23 protein-coding genes and 4 pseudogenes are annotated in these 26,568 nt (G+C 67.5%); 9 read left to right on the top strand and 18 right to left on the bottom strand.

Going from position 1 to position 26,568, the window contains the following annotated elements; all coding sequences use genetic code 11:
- Positions 1–38: 38 nt before the first annotated feature.
- Genes G6N46_RS01980 through G6N46_RS01970 form a run of 3 tightly spaced genes read left to right on the top strand, consistent with a single transcriptional unit; the run spans position 39 to position 2,175 of the window.
- Complete coding sequence (locus G6N46_RS01980) at positions 39–803, top strand: ABC transporter ATP-binding protein (protein ID WP_138249660.1); 765 nt, start codon at positions 39–41, stop codon at positions 801–803.
- Complete coding sequence (locus G6N46_RS01975) at positions 737–1,555, top strand: ABC transporter permease (RefSeq protein ID WP_163692540.1); 819 nt, start codon at positions 737–739, stop codon at positions 1,553–1,555. The genes G6N46_RS01980 and G6N46_RS01975 overlap by 67 nt, the downstream gene beginning before the upstream one ends.
- Positions 1,552–2,175 (top strand): TetR/AcrR family transcriptional regulator, encoded by a 624-nt coding sequence (locus G6N46_RS01970; protein ID WP_138249661.1) that lies wholly within the window; start codon positions 1,552–1,554, stop codon positions 2,173–2,175. Before G6N46_RS01975 ends, G6N46_RS01970 begins: the two co-directional genes overlap by 4 nt.
- Here G6N46_RS01970 and G6N46_RS01965 read toward each other — a convergent pair.
- From G6N46_RS01965 to G6N46_RS01955, 3 genes are all read right to left on the bottom strand, one after another.
- A complete protein-coding gene (locus tag G6N46_RS01965; protein ID WP_138249662.1) occupies positions 2,172–2,378 on the bottom strand; it encodes a Trm112 family protein in 207 nt (68 codons plus the stop codon). The genes G6N46_RS01970 and G6N46_RS01965 overlap by 4 nt on opposite strands.
- A gap of 6 nt (positions 2,379–2,384) precedes the next feature.
- A complete protein-coding gene (locus G6N46_RS01960; RefSeq protein ID WP_138249663.1) occupies positions 2,385–2,816 on the bottom strand; it encodes a hypothetical protein in 432 nt (143 codons plus the stop codon).
- Between the two features lie 88 nt (positions 2,817–2,904).
- A complete protein-coding gene (locus G6N46_RS01955) occupies positions 2,905–5,877 on the bottom strand; it encodes an acyl-CoA synthetase (protein ID WP_174814010.1) in 2,973 nt (990 codons plus the stop codon).
- 130 nt (positions 5,878–6,007) lie between these two features.
- Between G6N46_RS01955 and G6N46_RS01950 the strand changes: the two genes are divergently transcribed.
- On the top strand, positions 6,008–7,804 hold the full coding sequence (locus G6N46_RS01950; RefSeq protein ID WP_138249664.1) for an ABC-F family ATP-binding cassette domain-containing protein: 1,797 nt from the start codon (positions 6,008–6,010) through the stop codon (positions 7,802–7,804).
- Here the strand turns inward: G6N46_RS01950 and G6N46_RS01945 are convergent.
- From G6N46_RS01945 to argH, 6 genes and pseudogenes are all read right to left on the bottom strand, one after another.
- On the bottom strand, positions 7,794–8,159 hold the full coding sequence (locus G6N46_RS01945; protein WP_138249665.1) for a DsrE family protein: 366 nt from the start codon (positions 8,157–8,159) through the stop codon (positions 7,794–7,796). The two genes, G6N46_RS01950 and G6N46_RS01945, sit on opposite strands and share 11 nt — an antisense overlap.
- Complete coding sequence (locus G6N46_RS01940) at positions 8,156–8,554, bottom strand: nuclear transport factor 2 family protein (protein ID WP_138249666.1); 399 nt, start codon at positions 8,552–8,554, stop codon at positions 8,156–8,158. The genes G6N46_RS01945 and G6N46_RS01940 overlap by 4 nt, the downstream gene beginning before the upstream one ends.
- Positions 8,555–8,606: 52 nt before the next feature.
- Entirely contained in the window at positions 8,607–10,166 is a 1,560-nt protein-coding gene (locus G6N46_RS01935) for an HD domain-containing phosphohydrolase (RefSeq protein ID WP_163692538.1), read from the bottom strand.
- A 26-nt stretch (positions 10,167–10,192) separates the two neighbouring features.
- Positions 10,193–10,492, bottom strand: a complete 300-nt coding sequence (locus G6N46_RS01930) for an HNH endonuclease (protein ID WP_061007324.1) — start codon at positions 10,490–10,492, stop codon at positions 10,193–10,195.
- Between the two features lie 119 nt (positions 10,493–10,611).
- A complete protein-coding gene (locus tag G6N46_RS01925; protein WP_138249671.1) occupies positions 10,612–12,048 on the bottom strand; it encodes a tetratricopeptide repeat protein in 1,437 nt (478 codons plus the stop codon).
- Positions 12,049–12,054: 6 nt separating this feature from the next.
- Positions 12,055–13,144 (bottom strand): annotated as a pseudogene (gene argH / locus G6N46_RS01920) (argininosuccinate lyase); the annotation flags it as partial.
- 24 nt (positions 13,145–13,168) lie between these two features.
- Here argH and G6N46_RS01915 point away from each other — a divergent pair.
- The 3 pseudogenes from G6N46_RS01915 to G6N46_RS28510 form a co-directional block, all read left to right on the top strand.
- A pseudogene (locus G6N46_RS01915) lies at positions 13,169–14,565 on the top strand (MCE family protein).
- Positions 14,565–15,717, top strand: a pseudogene (locus tag G6N46_RS01910) (MCE family protein). Before G6N46_RS01915 ends, G6N46_RS01910 begins: the two co-directional pseudogenes overlap by 1 nt.
- A gap of 123 nt (positions 15,718–15,840) precedes the next feature.
- Positions 15,841–15,954 (top strand): annotated as a pseudogene (locus G6N46_RS28510) (MlaD family protein); the annotation flags it as partial.
- A 2-nt stretch (positions 15,955–15,956) separates the two neighbouring features.
- Here the strand turns inward: G6N46_RS28510 and G6N46_RS28505 are convergent.
- From G6N46_RS28505 to G6N46_RS01880, 6 genes are read right to left on the bottom strand one after another with little or no spacing between them, the layout of a single operon-like run.
- Positions 15,957–16,130: a hypothetical protein gene (locus G6N46_RS28505; RefSeq protein ID WP_235688619.1), complete on the bottom strand. Its 174-nt coding sequence runs from the start codon at positions 16,128–16,130 to the stop codon at positions 15,957–15,959.
- 11 nt (positions 16,131–16,141) lie between these two features.
- A complete protein-coding gene (locus G6N46_RS01900; protein ID WP_235688618.1) occupies positions 16,142–17,314 on the bottom strand; it encodes an acetylornithine transaminase in 1,173 nt (390 codons plus the stop codon).
- Positions 17,311–18,210, bottom strand: a complete 900-nt coding sequence (argB, locus tag G6N46_RS01895; RefSeq protein WP_138249677.1) for an acetylglutamate kinase — start codon at positions 18,208–18,210, stop codon at positions 17,311–17,313. Before argB ends, G6N46_RS01900 begins: the two co-directional genes overlap by 4 nt.
- Entirely contained in the window at positions 18,207–19,412 is a 1,206-nt protein-coding gene (gene argJ, locus G6N46_RS01890; RefSeq protein ID WP_174814009.1) for a bifunctional glutamate N-acetyltransferase/amino-acid acetyltransferase ArgJ, read from the bottom strand. Before argJ ends, argB begins: the two co-directional genes overlap by 4 nt.
- On the bottom strand, positions 19,409–20,443 hold the full coding sequence (gene argC / locus G6N46_RS01885) for an N-acetyl-gamma-glutamyl-phosphate reductase (protein ID WP_138249678.1): 1,035 nt from the start codon (positions 20,441–20,443) through the stop codon (positions 19,409–19,411). The genes argJ and argC overlap by 4 nt, the downstream gene beginning before the upstream one ends.
- Positions 20,444–20,501: 58 nt before the next feature.
- Entirely contained in the window at positions 20,502–21,053 is a 552-nt protein-coding gene (locus tag G6N46_RS01880; protein ID WP_138249679.1) for a TIGR03086 family metal-binding protein, read from the bottom strand.
- Positions 21,054–21,227: 174 nt separating this feature from the next.
- Here G6N46_RS01880 and G6N46_RS01875 point away from each other — a divergent pair, with 174 nt between their 5' ends.
- Both G6N46_RS01875 and G6N46_RS01870 read left to right on the top strand, forming a co-directional pair.
- Positions 21,228–22,256, top strand: a complete 1,029-nt coding sequence (locus tag G6N46_RS01875) for a zinc-binding dehydrogenase (RefSeq protein WP_064857961.1) — start codon at positions 21,228–21,230, stop codon at positions 22,254–22,256.
- A 30-nt stretch (positions 22,257–22,286) separates the two neighbouring features.
- The gene (locus tag G6N46_RS01870; protein WP_064857962.1) at positions 22,287–23,315 is read left to right on the top strand and encodes an alcohol dehydrogenase; all 1,029 of its coding nucleotides are present in this window, start codon (positions 22,287–22,289) and stop codon (positions 23,313–23,315) included.
- A 58-nt stretch (positions 23,316–23,373) separates the two neighbouring features.
- Here G6N46_RS01870 and G6N46_RS01865 read toward each other — a convergent pair whose 3' ends face one another.
- From G6N46_RS01865 to G6N46_RS01855, 3 genes are read right to left on the bottom strand one after another with little or no spacing between them, the layout of a single operon-like run.
- Positions 23,374–24,801, bottom strand: coding sequence for a dihydrolipoyl dehydrogenase family protein (locus G6N46_RS01865; protein WP_138249680.1), 1,428 nt, complete (start codon positions 24,799–24,801; stop codon positions 23,374–23,376).
- A complete protein-coding gene (locus G6N46_RS01860) occupies positions 24,801–25,721 on the bottom strand; it encodes an NADP-dependent oxidoreductase (protein ID WP_064857981.1) in 921 nt (306 codons plus the stop codon). The genes G6N46_RS01865 and G6N46_RS01860 overlap by 1 nt, the downstream gene beginning before the upstream one ends.
- Positions 25,722–25,726: 5 nt before the next feature.
- Positions 25,727–26,557: an alpha/beta fold hydrolase gene (locus G6N46_RS01855; protein ID WP_064857982.1), complete on the bottom strand. Its 831-nt coding sequence runs from the start codon at positions 26,555–26,557 to the stop codon at positions 25,727–25,729.
- Positions 26,558–26,568: the final 11 nt, after the last annotated feature.

Raw genomic sequence — 26,568 nt, 5'->3', positions numbered from 1 at the left:
CGTTGACACGTCGACACCAGGAGCGGAGTATTCATCACATGATGAGTTCATCGGTTGGTGAATTACACGGTGATGCCGCTGACGTGGCAATTCGGATCGAGGACCTGACCGTGATCCGGGGTAAGCGGCGCGCGATCGACGGGGTGCCCCTGCAGGTCCGGCGTGGCAGCATCACCGGGTTGCTCGGCCCGTCCGGCTGCGGCAAGACCACCCTGATGCGCGCCATCGTCGGTACGCAGATCATCACGAACGGCACGGTCACCGTGCTCGGGAAACCCGGCGGATCGGCCGACCTGCGCCGACGCGTCGGGTACGTGACCCAGGAGCCGACGGTCTACAACGATCTGCGCGTCATCGACAACGTGCGGTATTTCGCTGCGCTGACGGGCTCGAGCAAGACCGCGGCCGACGAGGCCATCGCTGCCGTCGGCCTCCAGGATCACCGAACCGCGTTGTGCGGCAACATGTCCGGCGGTCAGCGGACGCGCGCCTCATTGGCCTGCGCGTTGGTGTCCAAACCTGACCTGCTCGTGCTCGACGAACCGACGGTCGGACTGGACCCGGTCCTGCGGGTCGACCTCTGGGACCAGTTCGACCGACTGGCCCGCGACGGCACCACCCTGCTGGTGTCCAGCCATGTCATGGACGAGGCCGATCACTGCGGCGAACTGCTGCTGATGCGCGACGGCCGCCTGCTCGGACACACCACACCCACGCAACTACGAGAGGACACCGGATGTTCATCGCTGGAGGAAGCGTTCCTGACCATCATCCGGCGCAGCACCGCGGCCAGAGCCGGCTGACGCTGCGGCCCTACCTGGCCACGACGGCCCGCATCCTGCGTCAGCTCGCCGCCGACCATCGCAGCATGGCGATGATCCTCGTGGTGCCGAGCGCCGTCATCACCTTGATGTACTTCATGTTCGACGACCTGCCGCACCGTCCCGGCACGCTGTCGCCGTTCAACAACGCCTGTCTGATCCTGCTCGGCGTCTTCCCGCTGATCGTCATGTTCCTGATCACCTCGATAACCATGCAGCGCGAACGGGTTTCGGGCACGCTGGAACGAATCCTGACCACTCCCCTGCGCCGGCTGGAGCTGCTGGCCGCCTACGGATCGGCATTCTCGGTGGCTGCGGCCGCCCAGGCGACGCTGGCCTGCCTGGTGTCATTCTGGTTCCTCGGGTTCGACACCGCGGGCAGCCCCGCCCTGGTCTTCCTGATCGCGATCATCAACGCGGTGCTCGGCGTCGGGCTGGGGCTGTTGTGCAGTGCCTTCGCGCGCACCGAGTTCCAGGCCGTGCAGTTCATGCCGGTCGTGGTCGTGCCGCAACTGCTGTTGTGCGGCATCATCGTTCCCCGCGAAATGCTGCCCGACTGGTTACGGTGGATCAGTGACGCACTACCCGCGACCTACGCGCTCGAGGCTCTCCAACAAGTGGCCGACCACCCCGACATCACCAGCACCACGATGCGCGACATCGTCATTGTGATCGCGTTCGCCGTCGTCACCATGTGTCTGGCCGCTGCGACCCTGCGCCGTCGGACCCCATGACCACGACACAGCCGCGGCCGCGCCGCAAGCCGCCCGGTCGTCCCACCGGAACCTCGGACACGAAGGAGACGATCCTGTCGTGTGCGCGGGACCTGTTCGCCCGCAACGGTTTCAACAACACCTCCGTGCGGGCGATCGCCTCGGCCGCCGGTGTCGACGCGGCGCTGGTGCATCACTACTTCGGGACCAAGCAGCAGCTGTTCGCAGCGGCCGTGCACATTCCCATCGATCCGCAGATGGTGCTGGGCCCGTTGCGGGACACCCCCGTCGACGAACTCGGCCACACCCTGCCGTCGCTGCTGTTCCCGATCTGGGACTCGGAGCTCGGCGTGGGGTTCATCGCGGCGTTGCGCTCGATGCTCGCGGGTGACGACGTCAACCTGATCCGGATTTTCCTCGAGGACGTCATCACCGCCGAAGTCGGTGCGCGGGTTGACAATCCGCCCGGCACGGGACGAATCCGCGTGCAATTCGTCGCTTCCCAGCTGATGGGCGTCGTGATGGCCCGCTACATCCTGCAACTGGAACCGTTCAGATCGCTCCCGGTGCAACAGATTGCGGAAACGATCGCGCCCAACCTGCAGCGCTACCTCACCGGCGACCTGCCGGCACTGAGCTAACGCTGGGCAGCGCCGAGCAGTCGCTGATGCTCGGCGTCGTCGGTGACGTCGACCGCCTCGTCGATGAGCAGCACCGGTACCCCGGCGTCGATCCGGTACGCCCGGCGCAACCGCGGGTTGTACAGGCATTCGTCGCCGACCAGCAGCAGCTCGCCCCGGTCCTGCGGGCACACCAAAATCGCGCGCAAAGCTTCGTCGATCACCTGGCGTCAGCCACCCAACGGAATCTGCGAGCCACCGGTACCCGGCACCAGGCCGGGTGGCAGGCCACCCGGACCACCGATGACGATGGGGTTCTGCGGCTTCACGCCGGCGGCACGGGCCTGATTGCGCTTCTGGAACTTCACCGTGTCCTGCAGCGCATGGATCAGCGGTACCTGGTTCGGACGCTGATCGAGGGCCGCCTCGATATCAGCGAGGTTGCCCCGCGAGGGGCCGAAGCCCTGGGCACGCAGCTTGAGCGACGTGTGCAGCAGCTTCGCGAGGTCGCCGCCACTGGCACCGATGTCGTACTCGGCGTCGAGGTCGTCCAGGACGTCGGCGTGTGCCGCGGCAGGAGTGATCATCATCCCGACGGCCACAGCTCCCGCCAGAATCGCGCCGGCAACACCACGCCGCCTCCGGCTGGTGTGTGACGTCATGCGTTCTCCATTCGATATCTGCGCCCGACGGCGTTTACCCCGACTGACAAACCGCAGCCTAACAGCGACGACCACGACCGGCAGGCCGTCACGACAGACTGCTCGTCCCGGTCAACTCGGCCTGGGCGGCCGCGGTGAAGGGCACGAACGAGTCGCTGTCGACGTCGAACTGCCACGAGTTGTCCGTCGATTCGGGCACGCCGGCGGCCCGCAGTTCGGCCAGCACCGGGCGATACGACGCGTTCAGCGCCAGCTCCGGCACCACGTGGATGAGGTCCGGCACCACGCCGACCGGCAGATCGACCAACGCCTCACGGAGGTCGGCCGGCAGCACACTGCCGCCCGGACGCAGGCTCAACGCCGTGACCGCCAGCTCCCGATCGGCAACCGGCACCCGGTAGGTGACGGCGATGTCGACCGCGTCGAGACGACCGAGCGCATTGCCGACCTCCTTGCCGAACACGGCGCCGCGTGGCGTCCGGATCACCGAACGGCGGTTGTCGACCATCCAGTAGTCGCCGTCGTCGTCGCGGCGGAACAGGAACTCGGTCGAGACCCAGGTGTCCCCCGGCGCGAAGACACCGCGTTTGACCGACGCCGTCGGGTCGACGGGTCCACGTGGCTTGGCCAACAGCACGCCCACCTCGTTGGGCTCGGCACGCACCACGAAACCGTCGTCGCCCTCGAGGATGAGGTCGTCGTCGACGTCGTAGGCGGCCAACGCGATCTGGCCGCCGCCCGGTAGCGGCCGGCCCTCGCTGCCGATCTTGGCGCCCGACACGTTGGCCAGCACGGCCTGACCGTCGGTCGTGGTGAAGAACTCCAGCACATGTGCGGGCTGGAACGCCTCCTCGACGCGGCGCCACAACCCGGCCGGCATACCCGAGCCGATGAACAGGCGCACCGGGTGGGTTCCGTTGATCACGAACGACGGGTCGTCGATGACGTCGCGCAGCATCGCCCAGGTGTAGGACACCACCGTGACGCCGTACTGCCGCAGTTCGTGCACGAAACGGTCGGGGCGCAGCCCGCGGGACAGCGCGATGCGCGCACCGCCGACGACGGCGCCGCCGAGCGACACGAGCAGGCCGGACTGGTGGTGCAGCGGGGTCAGGCAGTAGACGGTGTCGCCGCGGCCCAGGTTGGCCGCCGAGGCGGTGCCGAATGCCGACAGCGCCCAGCGGAAGTTGGTGATCTGCCGGGCCACCAGCTCGCCGCCGACGTTCGCGAACGCGATGTAGGCCAGGTCCTGCGCGTAGCCGGGGTTGGGCCGGTACCAGCCGGGCAGCTCGACGACGTCGGGGTCGATCTGCTCCATGTCCACGACATCGGCGTCATCGGACACGTGCAGGTCGCGGTTCTCGCCGCCGCCGAGCACCAGGACGCGGGTCCGCAGCTGCCGTGCGGCATCCAGATTGGCCGGGTCGGAGATGATGTCGGTGACGCCGCCGAGGCGGGCGGCCACGGCCAGGTCGGCGTCGGGCGGCATCAGCACGGCCACCGCGCCGAGACGTGACAGCGCCGCGATGGCGACGAGCGCACTGGGGCGGGTCTCCATCAGCACGCCGACCCGAACGCCTTGTCGGACACCGACTTCGATGAGACCACGCACGACGTTGTTGATGCGGCGGTCCACTGCCTCGTAGGTGTGCACGCGGCCGTCGAACAGCAGGAACTCACCGTCCGGCGCGCCCTGGGCCTGCTCGCAGATGATGCGGCCCAACGAGATTCGCGTGTGGTCGTTGATCTGACCGAGACGGGCCAGCCGCGGTAGGGTCCGGACGGTCTCGATGGCCAGTGCCCGCGTCGACTTACCGGCCGTCACCACGGCGTCGGCCGCGGTGTTGGCGAGGCTGAACGCCATCTCCGTCGCGGCGGCAGCACCGTGCGCCACGCGGATCGCCAACGGCACCGACTCACGCGGCAGTTCGGACTGCAGCGGCATCGGTACCACGTCGGCAGGCATCGGTCCGCCGGCGTCGAGCCACTTGACCCACGACGCCACCGTCGGCCAACTCTGACTGGCGGCCTTGGAACCGACGACGAGACCGAAATGCCCGACGCGAATGAGGTATTCGTAGACATCGGCCTCCGGGGCGGCGCGCTTGATACCGCGCACGGCGGCGGGCTGACCGATGTCGTCGACCTCACCGACCACGGCCAGGACCGGGCAGGTGATGTCGGACAGCGTCACCAGGTTGCCGTGGATGGCGAAACCGCCGGTCATCATGCGGTTGTGCGCGATGAACTGCTTGAGCAGCTCCGCGATGGCCGGGCCGGACCAGGCGATCCAGCCCTCGCTGGCCAGGAACCGTCGCTGCTGCTCACGCGGCAACAGGGCCTCGCGGTCGTGCAACTGGCGCAAGAAATCGAGGCGCGACTGCGCGGTCTTGATCGGGTCGAGCATCTGGAAACCGTTGCGCGCCAGCCAACCCGGGATGTTGAGGCGGCTGAAGACATGGTCGGCCATGAAGTCGGCAACGCCGGATGCCATGTTCGCCGGCATGTTCATCGGCAGTGCGGCCAGCGTGTCCACCGGAGACCCGAAGGCGACGATGCTGGCCAGGTCGCGGGACTGCCGATATGCGGCGGTCTGGTAGGCGAACATGCCGCCCTGCGAATAACCGGCCAGGTGAACGTCTTTGCCGGTGGTTGCCTTGACGGTGTCGATGGCCGCACTGAGACCCACCACGTGGTCCGCCAGATTGCGGTCCATGCCGCCCTCGACCTGATCCGGCGAACCGAAGTCGATGACCCACGGGTCCAGACCGGCGGCGTGCAGGATGCCCACGGCGCCGTCGTCGCGGGTCACGTCCCACATGTCGGCGGACATCATCATCGGATGCACCATCAGCACCGGCGATCCGGCCGGGGCCGCGCCCGGACGCGCGTCCGGCGGGAAGTACCGCCGCAGCCGGTACATCGGCACGCTCTCGACGATCTGGAACGGCGACGGCACGGCGCCCGTCTCCAGCCCGCCGTAGCGAAGCACTTCCAGGCCGTTTTGAGCGGTAGCTACCAACCGCTCCACCGGCCCGGTGATCACCGAAAAGTCCACCACCGGGTACTCCCTTTTGGTCAAATAAGTACAAATCCCCCGATTACGACGCCATCATGGCACAACGCGCTGGTTACCTCGTGGTTACGGCGTGGCAGAGGCACCCGCGGCCGACGCCTAGAATCTGCGCCTGATGGCGCATCTACTTGGGGCCGAAGCCCTGCATCTTGAATTTCCGACCCGCGTGGTTTTCGATTCGCTGACGGTCGGGATCGAGGAGGGCGACCGGATCGGCATCGTCGGCCGTAACGGCGATGGCAAATCCAGTTTGCTGGCAATGCTGGGCGGCCGGCTGAAGCCCGACTCCGGGCGGGTGACGGTACGCGGTGGCGTCCGGATCGGGATGCTCGACCAGGCCGACACGCTCGACCACACCGACACCGTCGGGCACGCCGTCGTCGGCGACGTCCCCGAGCATGAATGGGCCGGCGACCCCCGGGGCCGCGACGTCATCGCCGGGCTGCTCGGCGACCTCGACTGGAATGCCGTGATCGGCACCCTGTCCGGTGGGCAGCGTCGCCGTGTGGCCCTGGCCCGGCTGCTCGCCGGTGACCACGACGTCCTGATCCTCGACGAGCCCACCAACCACCTCGATGTCGAGGCGATCACCTGGCTGGCCGCGCATCTGAAGAAGCGCTGGGCCGCCAATGCGGGCGGCTTGCTCGTCGTCACCCACGACCGGTGGTTCCTCGACGAGGTGTGTACCGCCACCTGGGAGGTGCACGACCGCATCGTCGAACCGTTCGAGGGCGGCTATGCGGCGTACATCCTGCAACGGGTGGAGCGCGACCGGCAGGCGGCGGCTTCTGAGGCCCGGCGCCAGAACCTGGCCCGCAAAGAACTCGCCTGGCTGCGCCGCGGTGCGCCGGCGCGGACGTCGAAGCCGAAGTTCCGGATCGACGCCGCCAACGCGCTGATCGCCGACGTGCCGGAGATCCGCGACAAGGTGGCACTGCAGTCGCTGGCCGTGACGCGCCTCGGCAAGCAGGTTGTCGACATTCTCGACGCGTCGGTGACCTACGGCGAGCGGCAGGTGCTGCAGGACGTCGAGTGGCGGATCGCGCCGGGCGAACGCACCGGAATCCTCGGCGTCAACGGCGCCGGCAAGTCGACGCTGCTCGGGTTGATCGACGGGTCGGTCGAGCCGACCGGCGGCCGGGTCAAGCACGGCAAGACAGTGCAGATCGCCACGCTCACCCAGGGTGTGGAGAAGCTCGCCGAGCATCTCGATGAGCCCGTGCGGGTGGTGCTGAGCCGGCTGGCCACCACCTACACGTTCGGATCCGGTTCCAAGGCACAGGAACTCAGCCCGAGCCAGCTACTGGAACGCCTCGGCTTCGCCAGTGCCCAGCTGTCCACCCCGGTGCAGGATCTGTCCGGTGGGCAGCAGCGCCGGCTGCAGTTGCTCCTGATCCTGCTGGAACAGCCCAACGTGCTGATCCTCGACGAGCCGACCAACGACCTGGACACCGACATGCTGGCGGCTATGGAGGACCTGCTGGACTCCTGGCCCGGCACGCTGATCGTCGTCAGCCACGACCGGTACTTCCTGGAGCGCGTCACCGATCAGCAGTTCGGCATCCTCGGCGGCCGGTTGCGCCACCTGCCCGGCGGGGTCGACGAGTACCTGCGCCTGCGGGCGACGCACGCGGCCCAAACCGGTACCGCCGCAGCCAAACCGGCTGTGGTCGCGACTGAGGGACTGTCAGGTGCAGAGCTGCGCGCGGCACAGAAGGAACTCACCGCCATCGAGCGTCGACTGGAGAAACTTGCGGGCCAGATCGACACGGCACACCAGCGTCTGGCTGAGCATGACCAGGGCGATTACGAAGGGCTGCAACGCCTCACGGGCTCGCTGCGCGAGCTCGAAGGTGAAGTGACCGAACTCGAGGATCGCTGGATGGAGTTGTCCGAGGACGTCAGTAGCTGAACGTGGTGGCCGGCTCGTCGCCGATCCACTGCCACAGCGGGATGGTGCCGCCGAGGTCGGCGTTGGCCACGATGTGTTCGGCGTCAAGGGCTTTGGCATTGAAACAGATCGGGCAGATGAGGAACTTGCCGCCGGCGGCTTCGTAGCGGGCCATCAGGTCCGGCAGTGGTGGGCAGCCGTCGCATGCGACGCCGAGCGCGAACCCCGGTTGGGCGAGGCGCACGGCTTCCTTGGCCAGGAACATCATCGTCGGGTGTCCCTGTTCGGCCGCGCCGACGGCCATGAGCAGGGCGATGGTGACCTTCTCGGCGTCCTCCAGACCGGTGGTGAGGCTGATCGCCACTTTCGAGCTCATGAGCGGTTCTCCTTCTGTTCGGGCTGAAATCCTGAGCACAGCAGGTCGATTGAATGGATGCGGTCGTCGGCGGCGGCGAACATGCGCTGCTCGACGATCTTGACGGCGGTCGGGTCACCCGGTGGCGCGGTGCGAACCCGCCAGCTCAGCGCGACGCGGTCGCCCACGCGGCCGACGGAAGCATCGACCAGTTCGAACGTGTCGGCGCCGAACCAGTGCCGGAAGCGCCCGACGGTGTCGTCGGCACCGGTCACGTCGACGAGGCCGGGAGGGATCAGGGCGCGGAAATGTACGTCGGGATCAAGGCATTCGGCGAGCGCGGCGAAGTCCTGGCCGGCGAAAGCCTCCAGAAAGGCGCCCGCCACAGCCCATCCCGCGCCGATGTCGTTGCTCATGTATCGGTTCTACGGCCCGCCGGCGCCTCGGCACATCGGGTGAACACCCGATCTATTCGGCGGCGCTGACCAATCCGTGGCGCATGGCGAACATCGCGGCGGCACCGCGCGTCGACACCCCGATCTTGGTGTAGATGTGTTCGATGTGGGTGCCGACGGTGCGTGGCGTGATCGAAAGGTGTTGGGCGATCTGCCGATTCGATGAACCACGGACCAGCTGCTCGAGGACTTCGAGTTCGCGGCCGGTCAGACCGGCGACGAGTGGGGTCCGGCGGCTGGGCCGGCAGCCCGCGGCGGTCAGCACCGCTCCGACGGCGGCGCCGTCGAGCCGCCCCGCGGTGACCTCCGCGCGCAGGGCCTCGGCGCGGTCGGCGAGTGCCAACGCGGTCCGGTGCGGGCGATCCTCGCCGAGTGCCTGGTAGACCGCCGCGGCGGCCAGGAGCCGGGCCGGCGCGGGGATCGCGGTGCCGGTGAGCCCGCGTGGGTACCCGCTGCCGTCCATGCGCTCGTGGCAGGCCGCGGCGACCGCGCCGATCTCGCACAGCCGCGGCTGCCGGCACAGCACCCGTTCGGTGAGATACGGGACGGTGCGAACGCGCTCGCGTTCGGCAATGGTCAAGGGACCCGGCTTGTTCCAGATGCCCGTCGAGACACCGATGGCCCCGATCCGGTGTACCAACGCCGCGCGTTCGGCGAGGGCGACGTCGTCGTCACGCAGTCCGGCCGCCCGGGCCGCCGCTGCGGTGAGCTCGGCGACGCGGCGTGAATAGCCCAGGAACCAGGGTGATTTCAGGTCGGCGTAGTCGGCGAAGACCTGCAGCACCCCGGTCAATTCGGCGTCGGGGATGGTGCGATCGAGCGACGCGCAGCCCCCGATCACCGCGCCCCAGGCGTCGACGGTGTCGAGTCCCCCGAAGATCTCGTCGGATCTGGCACCGCACACGTCCACCAGCTCGGGGTCGAACTCGCTCCCCCGGCGGCTGCGCAGCATCTCCAGCGCGCCGTCGACGCCGCCGGTGCGGTGGTGCACCTCGGCGTCGTCGGCAATGTGGACGACCCGCATCACCGGCTGAATCTGCGCGCCCCGGGCCCGCCCCGGCACACCCTTGCCGTCCCAGCGCTCGAAGGCGTCGAGCAGTGCGGCGCGCACCTCGGGCGGCAGGTCCAGGCGGTCCGCGATGTCGCTGGCCGTCTGACAGTGGCTGACAAACAGTTTGGGCATCTCGGTTACCCCCCTGGCCAGGAAGCGGCCGACCATGGTGATGCGCTGCAACGCCGGCTGCCCTTGCGCGAGGTGTCCCAGCAGAAACCGCGCCATGCCAGGTCCGGCCTTGTCCACGTGGTAGCTGTCGGCCCGCATCCGGAGGTCGTCGCCGAACCAGTGCGCCAGCTCGTGGGAGTCGGCAACGCATCCCATCCAGGCCAGTAGCGACACGTAGAAGGCCGCGGCCTGATGCGCGGGCGCCATGCCCGCCGCGGCGGCCAGGCGCGTCGCGATGACAGTCTGGCGCAACACATGCTCCTGTGGCTGCCCCAGACCGAGATCCGTGGCCAGCGACAGCGAGGCAACGAGCTCCGCCAGGCGCACTTCGGGCGTCTGCGTAGCGGCCATCGGCTCAGCGTATGCGTCGGGCGGCGTCAGGAGTCTGCATATTGCGCCAGTTCCCTGGCGATGGTGGCCTTCCGGAGCAGAAACCTGCCCTCGTCCAACTTCTTTCGGCGCAACCAGCCGGTGACCTCGGCATTGCATTTGCTCGCATTGCAGGACCGGCACGCGGGTACCACGTTGTCGAGCGTGTACCGCCCGCCGCGGGAGATGGGTTGCACGCAGTCCTTCTGCAAGTCGGCGTCGTCCGCGCCGCAGTAGGCGCAGCCACCCCAAATCTCTTGCAGGACAGCCCACTGCTGCGTCGTCAGGTCGTGGTCGACCTTCGCCATCCGACGTTTACGACGTCTGGCGTAGACCGCGGCGCGGCTGCGAACTGGCACCGCATGAGCCTACGGCCGCGGACAGGTTCAGGCCGGTAGCCGGCGCCCGGGTGATCCGCGGTGTCGCTTCAGCGACTTGGTGGTATCGGCACCGTGAAGATCGGGATGGGCGGCAATGGGCTGAACGTCGGCACCTGAATGTTGCCGGGTGACAACGGGCCCGGCCGATACTTGAAATCGGCGCTCGCCGCCCGGTGGCCGCACCACAGCACGAGCCCTACACAACCGGCGAGGAAGAGCGCCGCCACGACATACCCCGACCACCGCAGGCCCCGGCCGGCCAGGGCCACGACGTACTCCACGCAGCGGACCCCGAACACGATCGGCAGCACCATCAGCGCGAACCACAGCGCGCCGGGCTGCGCTGCCAATCGGTAGCACGCCCATCCCAGGCCGACCGGCAGCCCCAAGCCCAGCAGCCACACCAACCAGTAACCCGATTGTTCGGCGAGATGGTCGCCCAGACTCACGTCGCGGTCGCTGCGAAGGCGCCCGCTGGTCACCATGATGTGCGCGAGCCCAGCCAGCAGACACGCGACGATCAGTGCGTCATACCCGAGGCGTACCCCGTTCGGGCTCCAGCCGACGATGATCAGCACAGGTGCCATGGTCGCGATGATTGCGGCCAATGCGGCCAATCCGATGCCGGCCAACGCAATCGGGCTGCGCCGCAGCCGCCGGGCCAGGTAGCCGCGCGGAAGCTGCTTGCGCACCCGGAAGAAGGTGCGAATCCAGTGCACCAGCAGCGGCGCCATCAGCACCGGCGCCAGATGCCGCAACGCCGACGGCGGCACCCACGCGGAGAAGAGGACCACCGCCAACGTATAGATCCACACGCCACTGGCAAGCCGAGCGATGGTGCCCCACACGGTCTGCGCGAGAGTGTGTCGTGCCGCGTCGTGGGTCGGTTCGTCGACCAGAACCGCGGACAGACCCGCCACGCGCTCACCGGCGAAAGTCCGAGCCGAGGCGGCCTCGGTTTGCAGATCGGCATTGGACGGATCGAGTTCCAATCCGGTGGAGATGAATTGTGCAGCACGGTCGTCGCCGCACCGGCGGGCCACGCGTGCCGCGGCCAAAAACAGCTCAGCGTCATGGGATTCGAGTTCCAACGCTCGATCCAGGGCCGCCATCGCGGCACGCCGATCCGGCACCTGCGACAGGCAGGTCGCCAGGAGCATGTGCGCGTCGGCGTCATGGGGGTGCGCGCCCGCAGCCCGACGGGCATATCGGACCGCGTCCGCGGCGCGGTTCACCGAGAGACTGACGCGCGCCAGGACCTGCAACGCCAACAGCGACGTGCCGCGTTGCGCCATCGCCGCCTCTGCCGCGGCGCGCGCACGGTCCGGATCTCCGACGTTGTAGGCCGCAACGGCGAATGCCTCGAGCAGCTGTCCATCGTGTGGGTGCTCGGCAAGGGCGGACGACAGCAGGTCCGCGGCGGCTTGCCACTGGCCGACGTCGCCAAGCAGTTGGGCTCGCAGCACCACTGCCTCGACGTCCACCGGCGCCTACCCCAGCTGCGACCGCAGGTGCGCCGCCCGATCCCGAACGATGGTGAGCTGCTCGGCGACCCGGGCCGGCGACGTGCCACCGCGGGCATCACGGGAGTCGACCGAACCGGCGATGGTCAGCACGTCCCGCACCTCGGCGGTCAGGCCCGGGTGGATACCCGCGAGCTCGTCGGCCGCGAGTTCTTCCAGCCCGACTCCCCTGGCCTCGGCGGCCTTGACCGCCGCGCCGGCCGCCTCGTGCGCGATGCGGAACGGAATACCTTGGCGCACCATCCATTCCGCGATGTCGGTGGCCAGCGTGTAGCCGAGCGGCGCAAGCGCCGCCATGCGGTCGGTGTCGAACGTCAAGGTGCCGACCAGTCCGGCCATCGCGGGCAGCAGCAGCTCGAGCTGTGCGACGGAGTCGAAGACCGGCTCCTTGTCCTCCTGCAGATCCCGGTTGTAGGCCAGCGGCTGTGCCTTGAGCGTCGCCAGCAGACCGGCGAGGTTGCCGATGAGGCGGCCGGACTTGCCGCGCGCCAGTTCGGCGATGTCGGGATTCTTCTTCTGCGGCATGATCGAGCTGCCGGTCGACCAGGAGTCGTGCAGCTTGACGTAGCCGAATTCCGTTGTGCTCCAGAGGATGATGTCCTCCGACAGCCGGGACAGATCCACTGCGATCATCGCGAAGACGAACGCCGCCTCGGCGGCGAAGTCGCGCGCGGACGTGGCGTCGATCGAATTGTCCGCAGCCGCATGGAATCCCAGATCCGCGGCGATGGCATCGGGGTTCAGGCCCAGCGAGCTACCGGCGAGCGCACCGGATCCGTAAGGCGACACCGCCGCCCGCTTGTCCAGATCCAGCAGCCGGTCGGCGTCGCGCAGCAGCGGGTGCGCGTGCGCGAGCAGGTGGTGGGCCAACAGCACGGGCTGCGCCGACTGCAGGTGCGTCTTGCCGGGCATGATCGCCGTCGGGTGCGCCTCGGCCTGGCCGGCCAGCGCGGCCGCCACGTCTGGCGTCGCGCAGCCACATGCGGAACAGCGTGGCCACCTGGTCGTTGCGGGACCGGCCGGCACGCAACCGGCCACCGAGATCGTCACCTGAACGGATCGTCGTGAGGCCGAAGTCGCCATGATGAAGAACCTGAAGTCGCGCGGCGCGATTATCGCCCTAGTGGTCGCACTGGTGGCGCTCGTCGCCGGCGGTGCCACCTGCTATGCCGCCGCGGGCGGCCAAGGTGGTCGCCTACTTCACCAACGCCGCCGTCGGCCTGTACGCCGGTGACGATGTGCGGGTGCTCGGGGTGCCGGTGGGCACCATCGATTCGGTTGAGCCGCAGCCGAATTCGGTCAAGGTCAGCATCACGGTGCAGGACGGCGTGAATCCCAGTCGATGCCCGGGCGATCATCATCTCGCCGAACCTGGTGGCCGCTCGGTTCGTGCAGTTCACCCCGGCCTACAGCGGTGGCGCGGTGCTGGCCGACGGCGCCGAGGTGCCGCTGAGACCGGTGTCCCGGTCGAGTGGGACGACGTGAAGAAGCAGCTGACCCAGCTCAGCGCGCAGCTCGGTCCGCAGGACGGTGCGCCAGGGCCGCTCGCCTTCATTAACCAGGCCGCCGACACCCTGGACGGCAACGGCGACTCGTTCCGCAGTGCCTTGCGCGAACTGTCGCAAACCGCTGGGCGCCTTGGTGATTCGCGTGGCGACTTGTTCGGCACCATCAAGAACCTGCAAATCTTGGTCAACGCGCTGTCGAACAGCAACGAGCAGATCGTGCAGTTCACCGACCACGTGGCTTCTGTCTCTCAGGTGCTGGCCGAGAGCTCGGCCGGATTGGACCAGACCCTCGGCGCTCTGAACCAGGCCCTGGTCGACGTCAAGGGCCTGCTGAAAGACAACAACACGGCCCTGATCGATCAGGTCGGCAAGCTGGCCGAGTTCACGCAGATGCTGACCGACAACAGCGACAACATCGAGCAGGTTCTGCATATCACACCGAACGGTCTGGCCAACTTCTACAACATCTACAACCCGGCGCAGGGTTCCCTGGACGGTCTGCTGTCACTGCCGAACTTCGCGAACCCGGTGCAGTTCCTGTGCGGCGGCAACTTCGACGTCAGGCCTCGCCGGACAACTACAAGCGCGCGGACGGTCAGCGCGCATGGCTCCCGTGCTGCGCCGGATCGCGATGAACTACCCGCCGGTGCTGTTCCACCCGATCAACAGCATCACGGCGTACAACAAAAATCATCTACGACACCCGCAGACCGAGGCCAAGGCGCAGACTCCGGTGCCGTACCTGCAGTGGAATGCCGCACCCGGCGTCATCCCGCCGAAGGTCCAGCCGGACGGGACGCTCAGCGACCTGATCCTGCCGCCGCCGGCCGTCCCGGGCCAGATTTCGCCGGCCACGCCGCCGGTGGGACCGGGCCCGGCGCCGCTGGTTCGGGTCCGCTGCCGGCCCCGCCCGGCGCCCGCCGCGCCCGTGGGTGCTCCGCTGCCCGCTGAAGCTGGAGGTGGCAACTGATGAGGGCGGTTGTGAAGGTCCTGGCAATCGGGTCGAGTGCCGTGGTGCTCGCCGGTTGCCAGTTCGGTGGCCTGAACTCGCTGGACATGCCGGTACCCAGGGCAGCGCCGGCTCCTACACCATCACGGTGCAGTTGCCCGACGTCGCGACGTTGCCGCAGAACTCGCCGGTGATGGTCAACGACGTCACCGTCGGCAGCGTGTCGGGCCTGGACGCGGTCCAGCGTCCTGACGGCACGTTCTATGCCGCGGTGAAACTGTCGATCAACGGCGATGTGAAGCTGCCGGCGAACGCGCGGGCGAAGGTCTCCAGACCTCGCTGCTGGGCTCGCAGCACGTGCAGCTGTCGGAACCCGTCGAGGAAGCGCCGCAAGGAATGGCTCAAGCAGGGCTCAGAGATTCCGCTGGCCCACACCGCCGGTACCCGACCACCGAAGAGGTGTTGTCGTCGCTGGGCCTGGTGGTGAACAAAGGCAATCTCGGTGCGCTGCAGGACATCACCGATGAGGCCTATGCCGCCGTCGCGGGCCGGGCAGTTCGTCGACTTCATCCCACTGGCCGAGCTCACCCAGTCCCTGGACAAAGCAGACCACCGACATCATCGGGGCCATGGATGGGCTGAACCGCTTCGCCTCGATCCTGGCCAGAGCAAGGACGGCCTGGGCCGCACGCTCGACACCCTGCCGGGGCGATCAGAGTCCTCAACGACAACCGCAAGAACATCGTGGATGCGTTTACCGCGCTGCGGAAGCTCGCGGTCGTCGGTGCCAGGTCATGGCCGCGACCAAGGATGACTTCGCGGCCGACTTCGGGACCTCTTTCCGGTCATCAAAGCGCTCAACGACAACGCCGACGACTTCATCCACGACCAGGATCTGCTGGCGACGTTCCCGTTCTCCAACAGTACTTCAAGAACGCGGTGCGCGGTGACTACCTGAACGTGTACGTGACGTTCGACCTGACGCTGCGCCGCCTCGGTGAGACCTTCTTTGCGACCTCGGGGGGTCTCGACCCGAACATGAGGCACCTGGACGAAGTGATCAACCCGCCGGACTTCCTGTTGGGCGCACTGGCCAACCTGTCCGGACAGGCCGCTGATCCGTTCAAGGTTCCGCCCGGCACAGCGACGCAACATGGAGGGGTGAAGCCGTAATGTTGTTGACCCGTCTTGCGCGTTTCCAGCTGGCGATCTTCGGTGTCGTCACCGTCATCTGCCTCGCCCTGATCACGACGTCCTACCTGCACCTGCCGCAGCAGTCGGCCTGGGGCCTACAACGTGGACGCCAAGTTCGTCGTCGGCGGCGGCATCTGCCAGAACGCCAACGTCACCTATCGGGGCGTGACGATCGGCCGGGTCATGAACGTCGGTCTGACCGACACCGGCGTAACGGCTCAGATGCGGCTGAACACCGACAGCCCGGTGCCGGACAATGTCACGGCCACGGTCAGAGCGTGTCTGCGATCGGTGAGCAGTACATCGATCTGGTGCCGCCGGCCGACCTCGAAGAACATGCTGAAGAACGGCGCCACCATCGGTGTCGACCGGACCGCGGTCGGCCAGGACATCGTGGACCTGCTCAACCAGGCCCAGTCCTGGTCAGCAGCATCAGCAACACGCGCTTGCAGGACCTGCTCGCGAGTCGTTCAAGGCGTTCAACGGATCCGGTCGGAACTGGCGCGCATGATCCAGTCGTCGCGGCTGTGCGCGCGGCGTTTTCGACGGCCTTGGCCTGCGGCGCGGTCAGCACGACACCGAGCAGGAGCCCGCGGCCCCGGACGTGGTCGACCAGCGGGTGGCCCAGCGCCTCGATGCCGTGCGCCAGTGTCTTGCCTGCGGCGTCTGCCCGGTGCACCAGGTCGTCGTCGGCGAGGGTCTTGACGACCGCCAGGCCCGCGGCGGTGCACACCGGGTTACCGCCGAAGGTGCTGCCGTGCATGCCCGGCTGCAGTAGATCGGCTGCCGGACCGATGGCGATGCAGGCGCCGATGGGCAGGCCGCCGCCGAGGCCCTTGGCCAGCGTGACGACGTCGGGCGTGATGCCGTCGTGCTGGTGGGCATAGAAGGCGCCGGTCCGGCCGATGCCGGTCTGCACCTCGTCGAGCACCAGTAGCGCACCGTGTTTCGTGGTGAGCTCGCGCGCCTTGGCCAGGTAGCCGGCGGGCGGGGTGACGACGCCGCCCTCGCCCATGATCGGTTCGAGGAACACCGCGGCGGTCGCGTCGGTGACGGCGGCTGCGAGGGCCTCAGCGTCGCCGTACGGCACGTGCGTGACATCACCGGGCAGCGGCAGGAACGGCTCCTGCTTGCCGGGCTGGCCCGTCAGCGCCAGCGACCCCATGGTGCGGCCATGGAAGGCTCCTTGCGCCGCAACGATTTTGGTACGTCCGGTGAGCCTCGTGATCTTGAACGCGGCTTCGTTGGCTTCGGCGCCGGAGTTGCAGAAGAACACCCGGGCCGGGGCACCCAACTGCGCGACGAGGGCTTCGGCCAGTGCGACCCCCGGTTCTGTGACGTACAGATTCGAGGTGTGCCCCAGCGTGTTCAGCTGGGTGGTGACGGCCTCGATCACCGCGGGGTGCCGGTGGCCCAGCACGTTGACCGCGATGCCGGCCAGGAAGTCGACGTAGCTCTTGCCGTCGGCGTCGGTGACCACGGCACCGTCGCCGCTGACGAGAGCGACGGGCGGCGTGCCGTAGTTGTTCGTCATCACCGCCTGCCAACGGGCTTGCAGTGCTTCGGTTTCGCTCATGCGGGTGCAACCACCTTGGTTCCGGTGCCCTCGTCGGTGAACAACTCGACCAGGACGCAGTGTTCGACACGGCCGTCGATGACGTGCGCGCTCGGGACGCCGTTCTGCACCGCCCGCAGGCACGCCTCGATCTTGGGCACCATGCCGGATTCGAGCTTCGGCAACAGCTGCGCCAGTGCAGCAGTGTCGATTTCGGTGACCAGCGAGTTGCGGTCCGGCCAGTCGGTATAAAGACCCTCGACATCGGTGAGCATCAGCAGCTTCTCGGCGCCGAGCGCTTCGGCCACTGCGGCCGCGGCGGTGTCGGCGTTGATGTTGTGCACCACGCCGTCCGCGTCGGGAGCGATGGTGGACACCACCGGAATCCGGCCTGCAGCAATGAGATCCAGAATGGCGTCGGCGTTGACGTGCTCGACGTCGCCGACCAGGCCGATGTCGGTGGGCACCCCGTCGACCGTGACGTTGCGCCGCACCGCGGTGAACAGGTGCGCGTCCTCGCCCGTGATGCCGACCGCGTACGGGCCGTGGGCATTGATCAGCCCGACCAGTTCGCGACCGACCTGGCCGAACAGCACCATCCGCGCGATCTCGAGGACCTCGGGCGTCGTGACCCGGAAGCCACCCTTGAAATCGCCTTCGATACCAAGGCGTTTCAGCATCGCGCTGATCTGCGGGCCGCCGCCGTGCACGACCACCGGCTGGATGCCACAGTTCCGCAGGAACGCCATGTCGGCGGCGAAGGCCGCCTTGAGGGTGTCGTCGGTCATGGCGTTGCCACCGTATTTGACCACGACGATCTTGCCGTGCAGTTGCTTGAGCCACGGCAGGGCCTCGGCGAGGACCGCGGCCTTGACCTTGGTAGAAAGTGGCCCGGCGGTGAGTCCATCTGTATTCATGAGCTGTACGCCGAGTTCTCTTCGACGTAGGCGTGCGACAGGTCGGTGGTCCGGATGGTCGCCTCGTGCTCGCCGATCTGCAGATCGACGATGACGTCGATGTCCTTGCCGGACAGGTCGACGTCGCGGGCACCCGGTGCACCGGCGCCGTCGATGCACACGGCGGATCCGTTGAACGACACACTGATCCGGTCGGCCACGAGTTCGATGGGCGCGATGCCGATGGCGGCCAGGACCCGGCCCCAGTTGGGGTCGGACCCGAACAGCGCGGTCTTCACGAGGCTGTCGCGCGCGAGCGCCCGGGCGCCCACGAGGGCGTCATCTTCGGTGGCTGCGCCCTTGACGGTGATCGCGATGCGCTTGGTGACACCTTCGGCGTCGGCCTGCAGTTGCGCGCACAGGTCGTCACAGACGGCGAGGACGGCCTCGTCCAATTCACTTTGGCTGGGCCGGATTTCGCTGGCGCCGGACGACAGCAGCAGCACGGTGTCGTTCGTGGAGCAGCTGCCGTCGATGTCGAGCCGGTCGAAGGTCTTCCCGGCGGCGTTCTTCAGCGCCAGTTGGAGAGCCTCGGCGTCCGCGACGGCGTCGGTGGTGATGACCACCAGCATGGTCGCCAGCGACGGCGCCATCATCCCGGCGCCCTTGGCCATGGCACCGACGGTCCACTTGCCCGGGTGATGCAGCGCAACCTGTTTCGGCACGGTGTCGGTGGTCATGATGGCCCGCGCGGCCTCGTCGCCGCCGGACAGCCCACCGGCCATCTCGTGCACGATCTCGGTGACACCGGCGAGCACCTTGTCCATCGGGAGTCGGTCGCCGATCAACCCCGTCGAACACACCGCGACTTCGATCGCCCCGGTTTCGGTGCCCCAGTCGCTCAACGCGGCGGCGACGGCCTCGGCGGTCTGATGGGTGTCCTGAAAACCACCCGGACCGGTACAGGCGTTGGCGCCACCGGAATTCAGGATCACGGTCCGCAACCGACCGCTCTTGAGTACCTGCTCGCTCCACTGCACCGGAGCGGCCCGCACCTTGTTGCGGGTGAACACCCCGGCGGCCGACAGGTCGGGGCCCTCATTGAACACCAGGGCCAGGTCGGGTTTCCCGGAAGCCTTGATGCCGGCGGCGATTCCGGCTGCCCGGAAACCTTCCGGCGCGGTGACGCCCTGGTTGCGGTGCAGGGACGGGGTGTCGGTCACGGTGCTACTCCCACGGTGGATAGTCCTTCGGTTTCCGGCCAGCCGAGCGCGATGTTCATGGACTGTACTGCCGCCCCGCCGGTGCCCTTGGTCAGGTTGTCGATGGCGCACAGGGCGACGAGGGTCTTGGCATCCTCGTCGACCGCGATGGCGATCTGCGCGGCGTTGCTGCCGACGACCGAACCGGTCTTGGGCAGCTGCCCTTCCGGCAGCAGGTGGATGAACGGCTCACTGGCGTAAGCCTTTTCGTAGGCGTCCCGAATGTCTTCGACGGACGCCGTGGTGCGCGCGGTGCAGGTTGCAAGGATGCCGCGGGACGTCGGGATCAGCACCGGGGTGAACGACACGGTCACGTCCTTGTCGGTGACAGCCCGCAGGCCCTGCGCGATCTCCGGAGTGTGCCGGTGCGCGCCGCCGACGTTGTAGGCCCGGGCCGAGCCGATGACCTCGGCGGCCGACAGATCGACCTTGCCCGACTTTCCGGCGCCCGAGGTGCCGCTGACCGCCACCACGGTGACGTTGGGCTCGACGAGGCCGGCAGCGACGGCCGGCACCAGCGCCAGCAACGCCGAGGTCGGGTAGCAGCCCGGTACCGCAATGCGTTTGGTGCCGACGAGCTTGTCGCGGCCGCCGGGCAGCTCGGGCAGGCCGTAGGGCCAGCTGCCGGCGTGCTCGGAGCCGTAGAACTTCTCCCACGCGGCGGCGTCGGTGAGCCGGAAGTCGGCTCCGCAGTCGACGATCAGGGTGTCGGGGCCCAGTTGCTGCGCGAGCGCGGCCGAATGTCCGTGCGGCAGACCCAGAAACACGACGTCGTGCCCGGCGAGAACGTCGACCTCGGTGGGCTGCAGCACCTGCTGCGCGATGGGCAGCAGGTGCGGGTGATGGTCACCGACCGTGGTGCCGGCATTGCCCGCGGCAGTCAGCGCACCGATGGTGAGGCGACCGTCGGCGTAGGCCGGGTGGCCCAGTAGAAGCCGCAGAATCTCGCCGCCGGCATACCCACTGGCGCCGGCCACCGCCACAGAAGTCATGAACCGATTCTGCATGGTTATGCATCAACTTGCAAACCAATTACTGCGCCTTCTGGAGTCACGCAACGTGTTGTCGCGGATGACGCCCGGTAAAAGCGACCAAGCGATCAAGAGCCTCGGCATCAGTGGTTACCGGTACCTGAGGGTCGAACCCCGCAGTACGCCGACTGTCCGGGGTGATGATGCGCTGTGCAAGCGAGAGGACGAAGTCGGCGTGTGCGGCGGCGACAGCCAGCGGGCGTGCCAGTGCCTGCGCGAAGTCCCAACCGTGCACCACCAACTCGACCGACAGCACTCCCAACGCCAGGTGCGCGGGCATGACCCTGCCGGCGAACATCGCGTCGCCTTCCGTGCCCCGAGCGCGCCAGGCGTCGATCACCGAATTCGTGGTCTGCGAGATGCGTGTCCCGATGCCCGCGTTCTGCGTGACGAAAACCTGCGCTCCGGCCGCCTCGCCCACCATTGTCACAGTTCCCGCCAGATGATCCGCCAGCGCGGCCACATCGAATCCCGGGCAGGGCGTCGGCAATCGCACACTCTCGCCGACGGCGGCGGCCAGCACCGGGAGAATCGCGGCCAATGCCAATTCGGCGCTCGACAATTCGTTCATGCCGGTGATTCTCTCCGTGCATCGCGAAACGCGGCATAAGTAATCTGACTGCCGGCCGCGGCCGACAACCCTTGCCAACCTGGCCAGATCACTTGGAAGACCGTCACGCCCGCCGCACGCCAAACGACGGTCACCGTGCGGATACCGCGATTCGGTCCGGGTTGATGTCCTGATGTGGTGACGGCATATCGGGCGTATCAGGTGACCGGACAGCGGCAATTCACCCTCGTGGAACGGGAACTTCGGGAGCCGGACCATGGGCAGGTCCGCATCCGCGTGTTGGCCTGCGGGGTGTGCCACAGCGACGTGCTCGCCGTGGAGGGGCAGCGAACCGACCCGCAGGAACCTGTGGTGCCGGGACATGAGGTGATCGGCATCATCGACGCTGTCGGCACCGGCGTCGATCCACGCTGGCAGGCCGGTGACCGCGTCGGAGTGGGGTTTCTCGGCGGGCAGTGCGGGCAGTGCGACTTCTGCCGCCGCGGAGACTTCGTCAACTGCAGTGATCAACCACAGCCGGGTACCACCACAGACGGCGGCTATGCCGAGATCATGTACGCCCGGTCCACCGGATTGGTCCGTGTCCCAGACGGTTTCGACGCGCTCACCGCAGCCCCGCTGCTCTGCGCGGGTGTCACGGTGTTCAACGCGATACGCGCCGCTGGGCCACCGCTGAACAGCTTGGTGGCGATCCAAGGCATCGGCGGGCTCGGCCATCTCGGCATCCAGTACGCAAAGAAGATGGGATTCCAGGTCGTCGCCGTCGCACGCGGCACCGGGAAGGAGGAGCTGGCAAAGACATTGGGCGCCGACCATTTCATCGACAGCTCAACCGAACATGTCGCATCGGCGCTCAACGCACTCGGCGGTGCCGCCGCCGTCATCGCGACGGCGTCGAGCGGACCGTCGATGGCAGGGTTGGTCGCCGGACTGCGGCCCCGCGGACGTTTGGTCGTTGTCGGGGCATCCCCCGAGCCGCTGCCTGTTCACACATCCGACCTGATCTTCGGGGGCCGCAGCATCCTCGGCAGTCTGACCGGTTCTGCGATCGACAACGAAGACAACCTGGCGTTCAGCCTCACGCACCAGATCGCGCCGCTCGTGGAGCCCATGCCTTTCACCGAAGCACCCCGTGCGTATGACCGGATGATGTCCGGCCGCGCCCGGTTCCGCGTGGTGCTCGACGTCGCCACCCCCGCCTGATCCGTTTCTGTCGCAAAAGGAGTCACATTCATGGTCGCCACATACCGCAGCGTCGAGGTCACCGAACCCGGTGGTGCAATCACACTCACGGACCGGCCGGTGCACGAACCCGGCGACGGCGAGGTGTTGGTCCGCGTCGAAGCCTGCGGCGTGTGCCATTCGGACTCTCAGATCGCCGCGGGCCACCTGCCCGGCACGGTTTTTCCGGTGACGCCCGGTCATGAGGTCGCCGGTCACATCGTGGCGGTCGGGCCCGGAGTGCTCGACTGGCAGATCGGCGACCGCGTCGCGGTCGGCTGGTTCGGGTATTACTGCGGGAGCTGTTCCCGCTGTCGCCGCGGTGATTTTGTGCACTGCACGCGCTCGAAGGTGACCGGGGCCGGGTTTCCGGGCGGCTATGCCGAGATGCTGCTCGTGCACCAGTCCGGACTGGCACGGATCCCCGACGCCCTCACCGCCGTCGAAGCCGCACCACTCGCGTGCGCCGGAGTGACGATGTTCAATTCGCTGCGCCACAGTGGTGCACGCCCAGGCGACGTGGTCGCCGTCTTGGGCATCGGCGGACTGGGTCACCTGGGCGTGCAGTTCGCCGCACGCATGGGATTCCGGACCGTGGCCATCGCACGCGGCGCCGGAAAGGCCGATATGGCTTATCAATTGGGCGCTCACCATTACATCGATTCGACCGCCGCCGACGTGGCCGCCGAACTGCGCAAGCTCGGTGGCGCGCGGGTGGTGGCGGCGACGGCCACCAATCGGACCGCGATCAGCGTTGCGGGCGACGGCCTCGCGCCACACGGTGAGGTACTCACGCTTGCCGTGCTCGCCGAACCACTCGACATCACTCCGCTACAACTGATCAACGCCTCAGGCACCATTCATGGGCATCCTGCCGGTACCGCAGCGGATACCGAAGACACCCTGGAATTCGCTGCCCTGCATGGCATTCGGCCGTGGGTTGAACCGATGCCGCTGCGGGATGCGGCCGCCGGTTACGACCGGATGATGCGCAATGAAGCGCGCTTTCGGGTGGTCCTGACGATGACCGACGCCGGGTAGTCGGTAGCGGCGGTGCCTCGCGTGGTTGCGCGGGCACCGCCCGCACCGGGCAATGCGCTCAGGCCAATAGTCCCAGTAGCTGGTTGAAGCACTCCGACATCGAAGGGTGCGTGTAGATCTCGTCGCGCAGTGCACGCGCGGTGATACCGTGCCGCATCGCCAGTGCGACGATGTTGATCACTTCGTGGGCGTCATGACACCACAGTGTGGCGCCGAGAATCTTGCCGGTGGTGGCTTCGACGACGACCTTCATCATTCCTTCGGTCTGTTCGACGATACGTGCACGGGCCACGGTTGCGAGATTTGCGACCGGACTTGCGGCGACGAGGACGTCGTGACCCGCACTGCGCGCCTGCGACTCGGTCAATCCCACCCGGGCCAGCGGCGGGGTGAGGAAGAGACACGTAGGTACTGCCGTTCGCTGCGACGCCCGCCGAGGTTCATCGACCCCGGATAGCTGGTCGGCGACGATGCGGTAGTCATCGAGTGAGAGATAGGTGAATTGGGGTCCGCCGGTGACATCTCCGACGGCGAAGATGTGCGGCACGGTGGTGCGACGGTAGTCGTCGACGACGACTGCACCCCTGTCGGTCGTCTTGACTCCCGCCCGGTCGAGGCGCAATGCAGCCGTGTTCGGGATGCGCCCGAGCGCGACGAGAACAGAGTCTGCGTCGACACTGACCGGTCGTCCATCGCTCAGGTACCGAACACGAGCCATCGGCGCGGCTCCGGGACGGAGGATCGTCTGCACGTCGACGACATCGGCGCCGGTTTGGATATCTACGCCGCGCGCGGCCAGCAGTGAACGCGCCATGTCCGCGATCTCAGGCTCCTCGCTTGCGAGCACTGCCGGATTCCTCTCGAGGACCGTGACCGAGCAGCCGAACGCGGCATACATCGACGCGAATTCGAGGCCGATGAATCCACCACCGAGAACGACGAGGCGTTCCGGGCGAGCCGCCTGATGCAACAGCTCGACGTTGGTGACGGCCACCGGACAAGCAGCCAGGCCGGGTATTTCCGCGGTGCCGGCGCGCGCCCCGGTTCCGATGACGATCTGACGAGCGCTCACCGTCACGGCACCTGCATCACAACTGACCTGCACCGTGTTGGCATCTACGAACATGGCGGTGCCGATCAGCACCGTGACCGACGGAATACTTTCCAGTGCAGCGAGGTTGGCCGCACGAAGCCCCGCGGTCAACCGCTCCGTTGCGGCAACCGCTGCGGCATAAGCCAGTTCACCCGGGAGGTTTGTCGCGGCGTTCTTCTCGCCCTGATGGACCATCGACTTCGTCGGCACGCAACCGGTGTTGATGCAGGTGCCGCCGAACATCTGCGCCGCCTGCTCGACCAGGACCACCCGTTGGCCTGTCCGGCCAACGTCACCGGCCAGCGTCTTGCCACCCTTACCGAAACCGATGACGAGCAGATCGGCTTCGATCGCCGTGCTCTCCACGACGTCGGTTCCAGCTTCGTTCGCCATCACAGGGTCAACACCACCTTGCCGGTCCTGACGCGGTAGGACTGCGCCTGCCCGACCTGTTCCAGCGGGAAGGTGGCCGCGATCGTCGGGACCAGCGCCCCGCGGCCGGCAAGCTCTGCCAGCGCAGTCATGCCCAGCCGGTCGGCCTCGACGAACAGTCCGGCCGGCCGGATACCTCGCGCGACAGCGTCGGCGACGACCTCCGGCAGAGACTGCGGCAGCGACGAGACCAGCGTGCCGCCGGGTTTGAGCACCTGCAGCGCCTTGCTCTGATAGTCGTTACCAACGAGGTCGAACACCACATCCACATCGCTGAGCACCGTCGCGAAATCGGTTGTGGTGTAGTCGATCACCTCGTCGGCGCCGAGGCCGGTCACTATCTCGACGTTATCGGGTGACGCCAGTCCGATGACATACGCGCCGAATGCCTTGGCGATCTGCACCGCCAGATGTCCCACCCCGCCGGCCGGGGCGGTGATCAGCACCCGGGTGCCGTCGCCGATGCCGGCGGTGTCCACCAGTGCCTGGTAGGCCGTCAACCCGGCCAGCGGCAACGCGGCGGCCTGAACATGGTCGAGGTTCGCCGGTTTCGGCACGAACACCCGAGTCGGAGCGACGACATAGTCGGCATAGGCGCCGTGCCCCAGAGGGAATGGCAACAGGCCGAACACCTCGTCACCGGGCCGGTAGAGGGTGACGCCGAAACCCACGGCTTCGACAGTGCCGGACACATCCCAGCCCAGGACGAACGGTGTCGCCCCGACGAGTACCCCGCTCTGACGGTTCATCCCGTCAACCGGGTTCACACCGGCGGCGTGCACCCGGACCAGAATCTGCCCAATTCCTGGTGTAGGACGGTCGATCTCGACCACGTGTAGCACCTCGGGCCCGCCGAGTTCGTCCTGGCTGACAGCTCTCATGGCGCTCATCCCAGGAACCGGTTGACGTCGTGCGCGAAATCCGCGATGTGCTGGAACAGGAATCCGTGGCCGGCGTCGCTGTAGAGCACCACCTTGGCATCCGGCAGTTGCTGCGACATCGCGTAGGTCGCATAGGAATTGATCATCACGTCATGGGCACCGTTGACGACCAGCACCGGCAGCTTCAGCTCCGCCAGCCGCCGGTAGTAACCACCGAATGCGGCGATGGCACCCAACTGTGCCCGATAGGTGTCCCCCTGCACCGCGGCCTGGGACTGCACCAACCGAGTGTCCAAGCGCCGCAATGAAGCCAGTCCGGCGGCACGACCCTGATCGGTTTCCGGGAAGAACAGGTACAGGTAGTCCTCATCGTCGTTGACGGGGTGGCCGAGAATCTCCCCGACCCGGGGCCCCGGGGCCGGCTGGTCCGGCACGCCTGCCGGCGTGCTACCCGCGACAACCAGTCGACGCACCAGTTCCGGCGCACGCAATGCAATACCTTGGGCGACAATGCCGCCCAGCGACCAGCCGAGCACGTCGACCTGGGTCAGTCCGAGCGCCCGGATGAACGCGATGGCACCGTCGGCAAGGCCGTCGATGGTGGTCGGCGCGTCGCCGCTGGAGAGGCTGGTCCCACGATTGTCGAAGACGATCACCTCGCGTTCGGCGGCCAGCGCGTCGAGCAGTTGTGGATCCCAGTGGTCGACCGTGCCGCGCAGGCGCATGCACAGCACCAACGGGACTCCGCCGGTCCTCCCGAATCGGCGGTAGTGGAAACGTTCGCCGTCAGGGCCCCCGACGAAGCGATCCTCAGCTTGATCGGACAAATATGTCATGGGCATTCCCT

Origin of the sequence: Mycolicibacterium phocaicum (assembly GCF_010731115.1) — a bacterium.
Taxonomy (GTDB): Bacteria; Actinomycetota; Actinomycetes; order Mycobacteriales; family Mycobacteriaceae; genus Mycobacterium; species Mycobacterium phocaicum.
Note: the sequence above shows the minus strand (reverse complement) of the source record. Positions and strands in the feature narration are given on the sequence as shown.

What these genes read in the sequence shown, in the direction of transcription:
- G6N46_RS01980 (WP_138249660.1), top strand. Translation starts at nt 39, where the DNA reads ATGATGAGTTCATCGGTTGGTGAATTACACGGTGATGCCGCTGACGTG.
- G6N46_RS01975 (WP_163692540.1), top strand. Translation starts at nt 737, where the DNA reads ATGTTCATCGCTGGAGGAAGCGTTCCTGACCATCATCCGGCGCAGCAC.
- G6N46_RS01970 (WP_138249661.1), top strand. Translation starts at nt 1,552, where the DNA reads ATGACCACGACACAGCCGCGGCCGCGCCGCAAGCCGCCCGGTCGTCCC.
- G6N46_RS01960 (WP_138249663.1), bottom strand. Translation starts at nt 2,816, where the DNA reads ATGACGTCACACACCAGCCGGAGGCGGCGTGGTGTTGCCGGCGCGATT.
- G6N46_RS01950 (WP_138249664.1), top strand. Translation starts at nt 6,008, where the DNA reads ATGGCGCATCTACTTGGGGCCGAAGCCCTGCATCTTGAATTTCCGACC.
- G6N46_RS01945 (WP_138249665.1), bottom strand. Translation starts at nt 8,159, where the DNA reads ATGAGCTCGAAAGTGGCGATCAGCCTCACCACCGGTCTGGAGGACGCC.
- G6N46_RS01940 (WP_138249666.1), bottom strand. Translation starts at nt 8,554, where the DNA reads ATGAGCAACGACATCGGCGCGGGATGGGCTGTGGCGGGCGCCTTTCTG.
- G6N46_RS01935 (WP_163692538.1), bottom strand. Translation starts at nt 10,166, where the DNA reads ATGGCCGCTACGCAGACGCCCGAAGTGCGCCTGGCGGAGCTCGTTGCC.
- G6N46_RS01930 (WP_061007324.1), bottom strand. Translation starts at nt 10,492, where the DNA reads ATGGCGAAGGTCGACCACGACCTGACGACGCAGCAGTGGGCTGTCCTG.
- G6N46_RS28505 (WP_235688619.1), bottom strand. Translation starts at nt 16,130, where the DNA reads ATGTCCTGGCCGACCGCGGTCCGGTCGACACCGATGGTGGCGCCGTTC.
- G6N46_RS01900 (WP_235688618.1), bottom strand. Translation starts at nt 17,314, where the DNA reads ATGAGCGAAACCGAAGCACTGCAAGCCCGTTGGCAGGCGGTGATGACG.
- argB (WP_138249677.1), bottom strand. Translation starts at nt 18,210, where the DNA reads ATGAATACAGATGGACTCACCGCCGGGCCACTTTCTACCAAGGTCAAG.
- argC (WP_138249678.1), bottom strand. Translation starts at nt 20,443, where the DNA reads ATGACTTCTGTGGCGGTGGCCGGCGCCAGTGGGTATGCCGGCGGCGAG.
- G6N46_RS01880 (WP_138249679.1), bottom strand. Translation starts at nt 21,053, where the DNA reads ATGAACGAATTGTCGAGCGCCGAATTGGCATTGGCCGCGATTCTCCCG.
- G6N46_RS01870 (WP_064857962.1), top strand. Translation starts at nt 22,287, where the DNA reads ATGGTCGCCACATACCGCAGCGTCGAGGTCACCGAACCCGGTGGTGCA.
- G6N46_RS01865 (WP_138249680.1), bottom strand. Translation starts at nt 24,801, where the DNA reads ATGGCGAACGAAGCTGGAACCGACGTCGTGGAGAGCACGGCGATCGAA.
- G6N46_RS01860 (WP_064857981.1), bottom strand. Translation starts at nt 25,721, where the DNA reads ATGAGAGCTGTCAGCCAGGACGAACTCGGCGGGCCCGAGGTGCTACAC.
- G6N46_RS01855 (WP_064857982.1), bottom strand. Translation starts at nt 26,557, where the DNA reads ATGACATATTTGTCCGATCAAGCTGAGGATCGCTTCGTCGGGGGCCCT.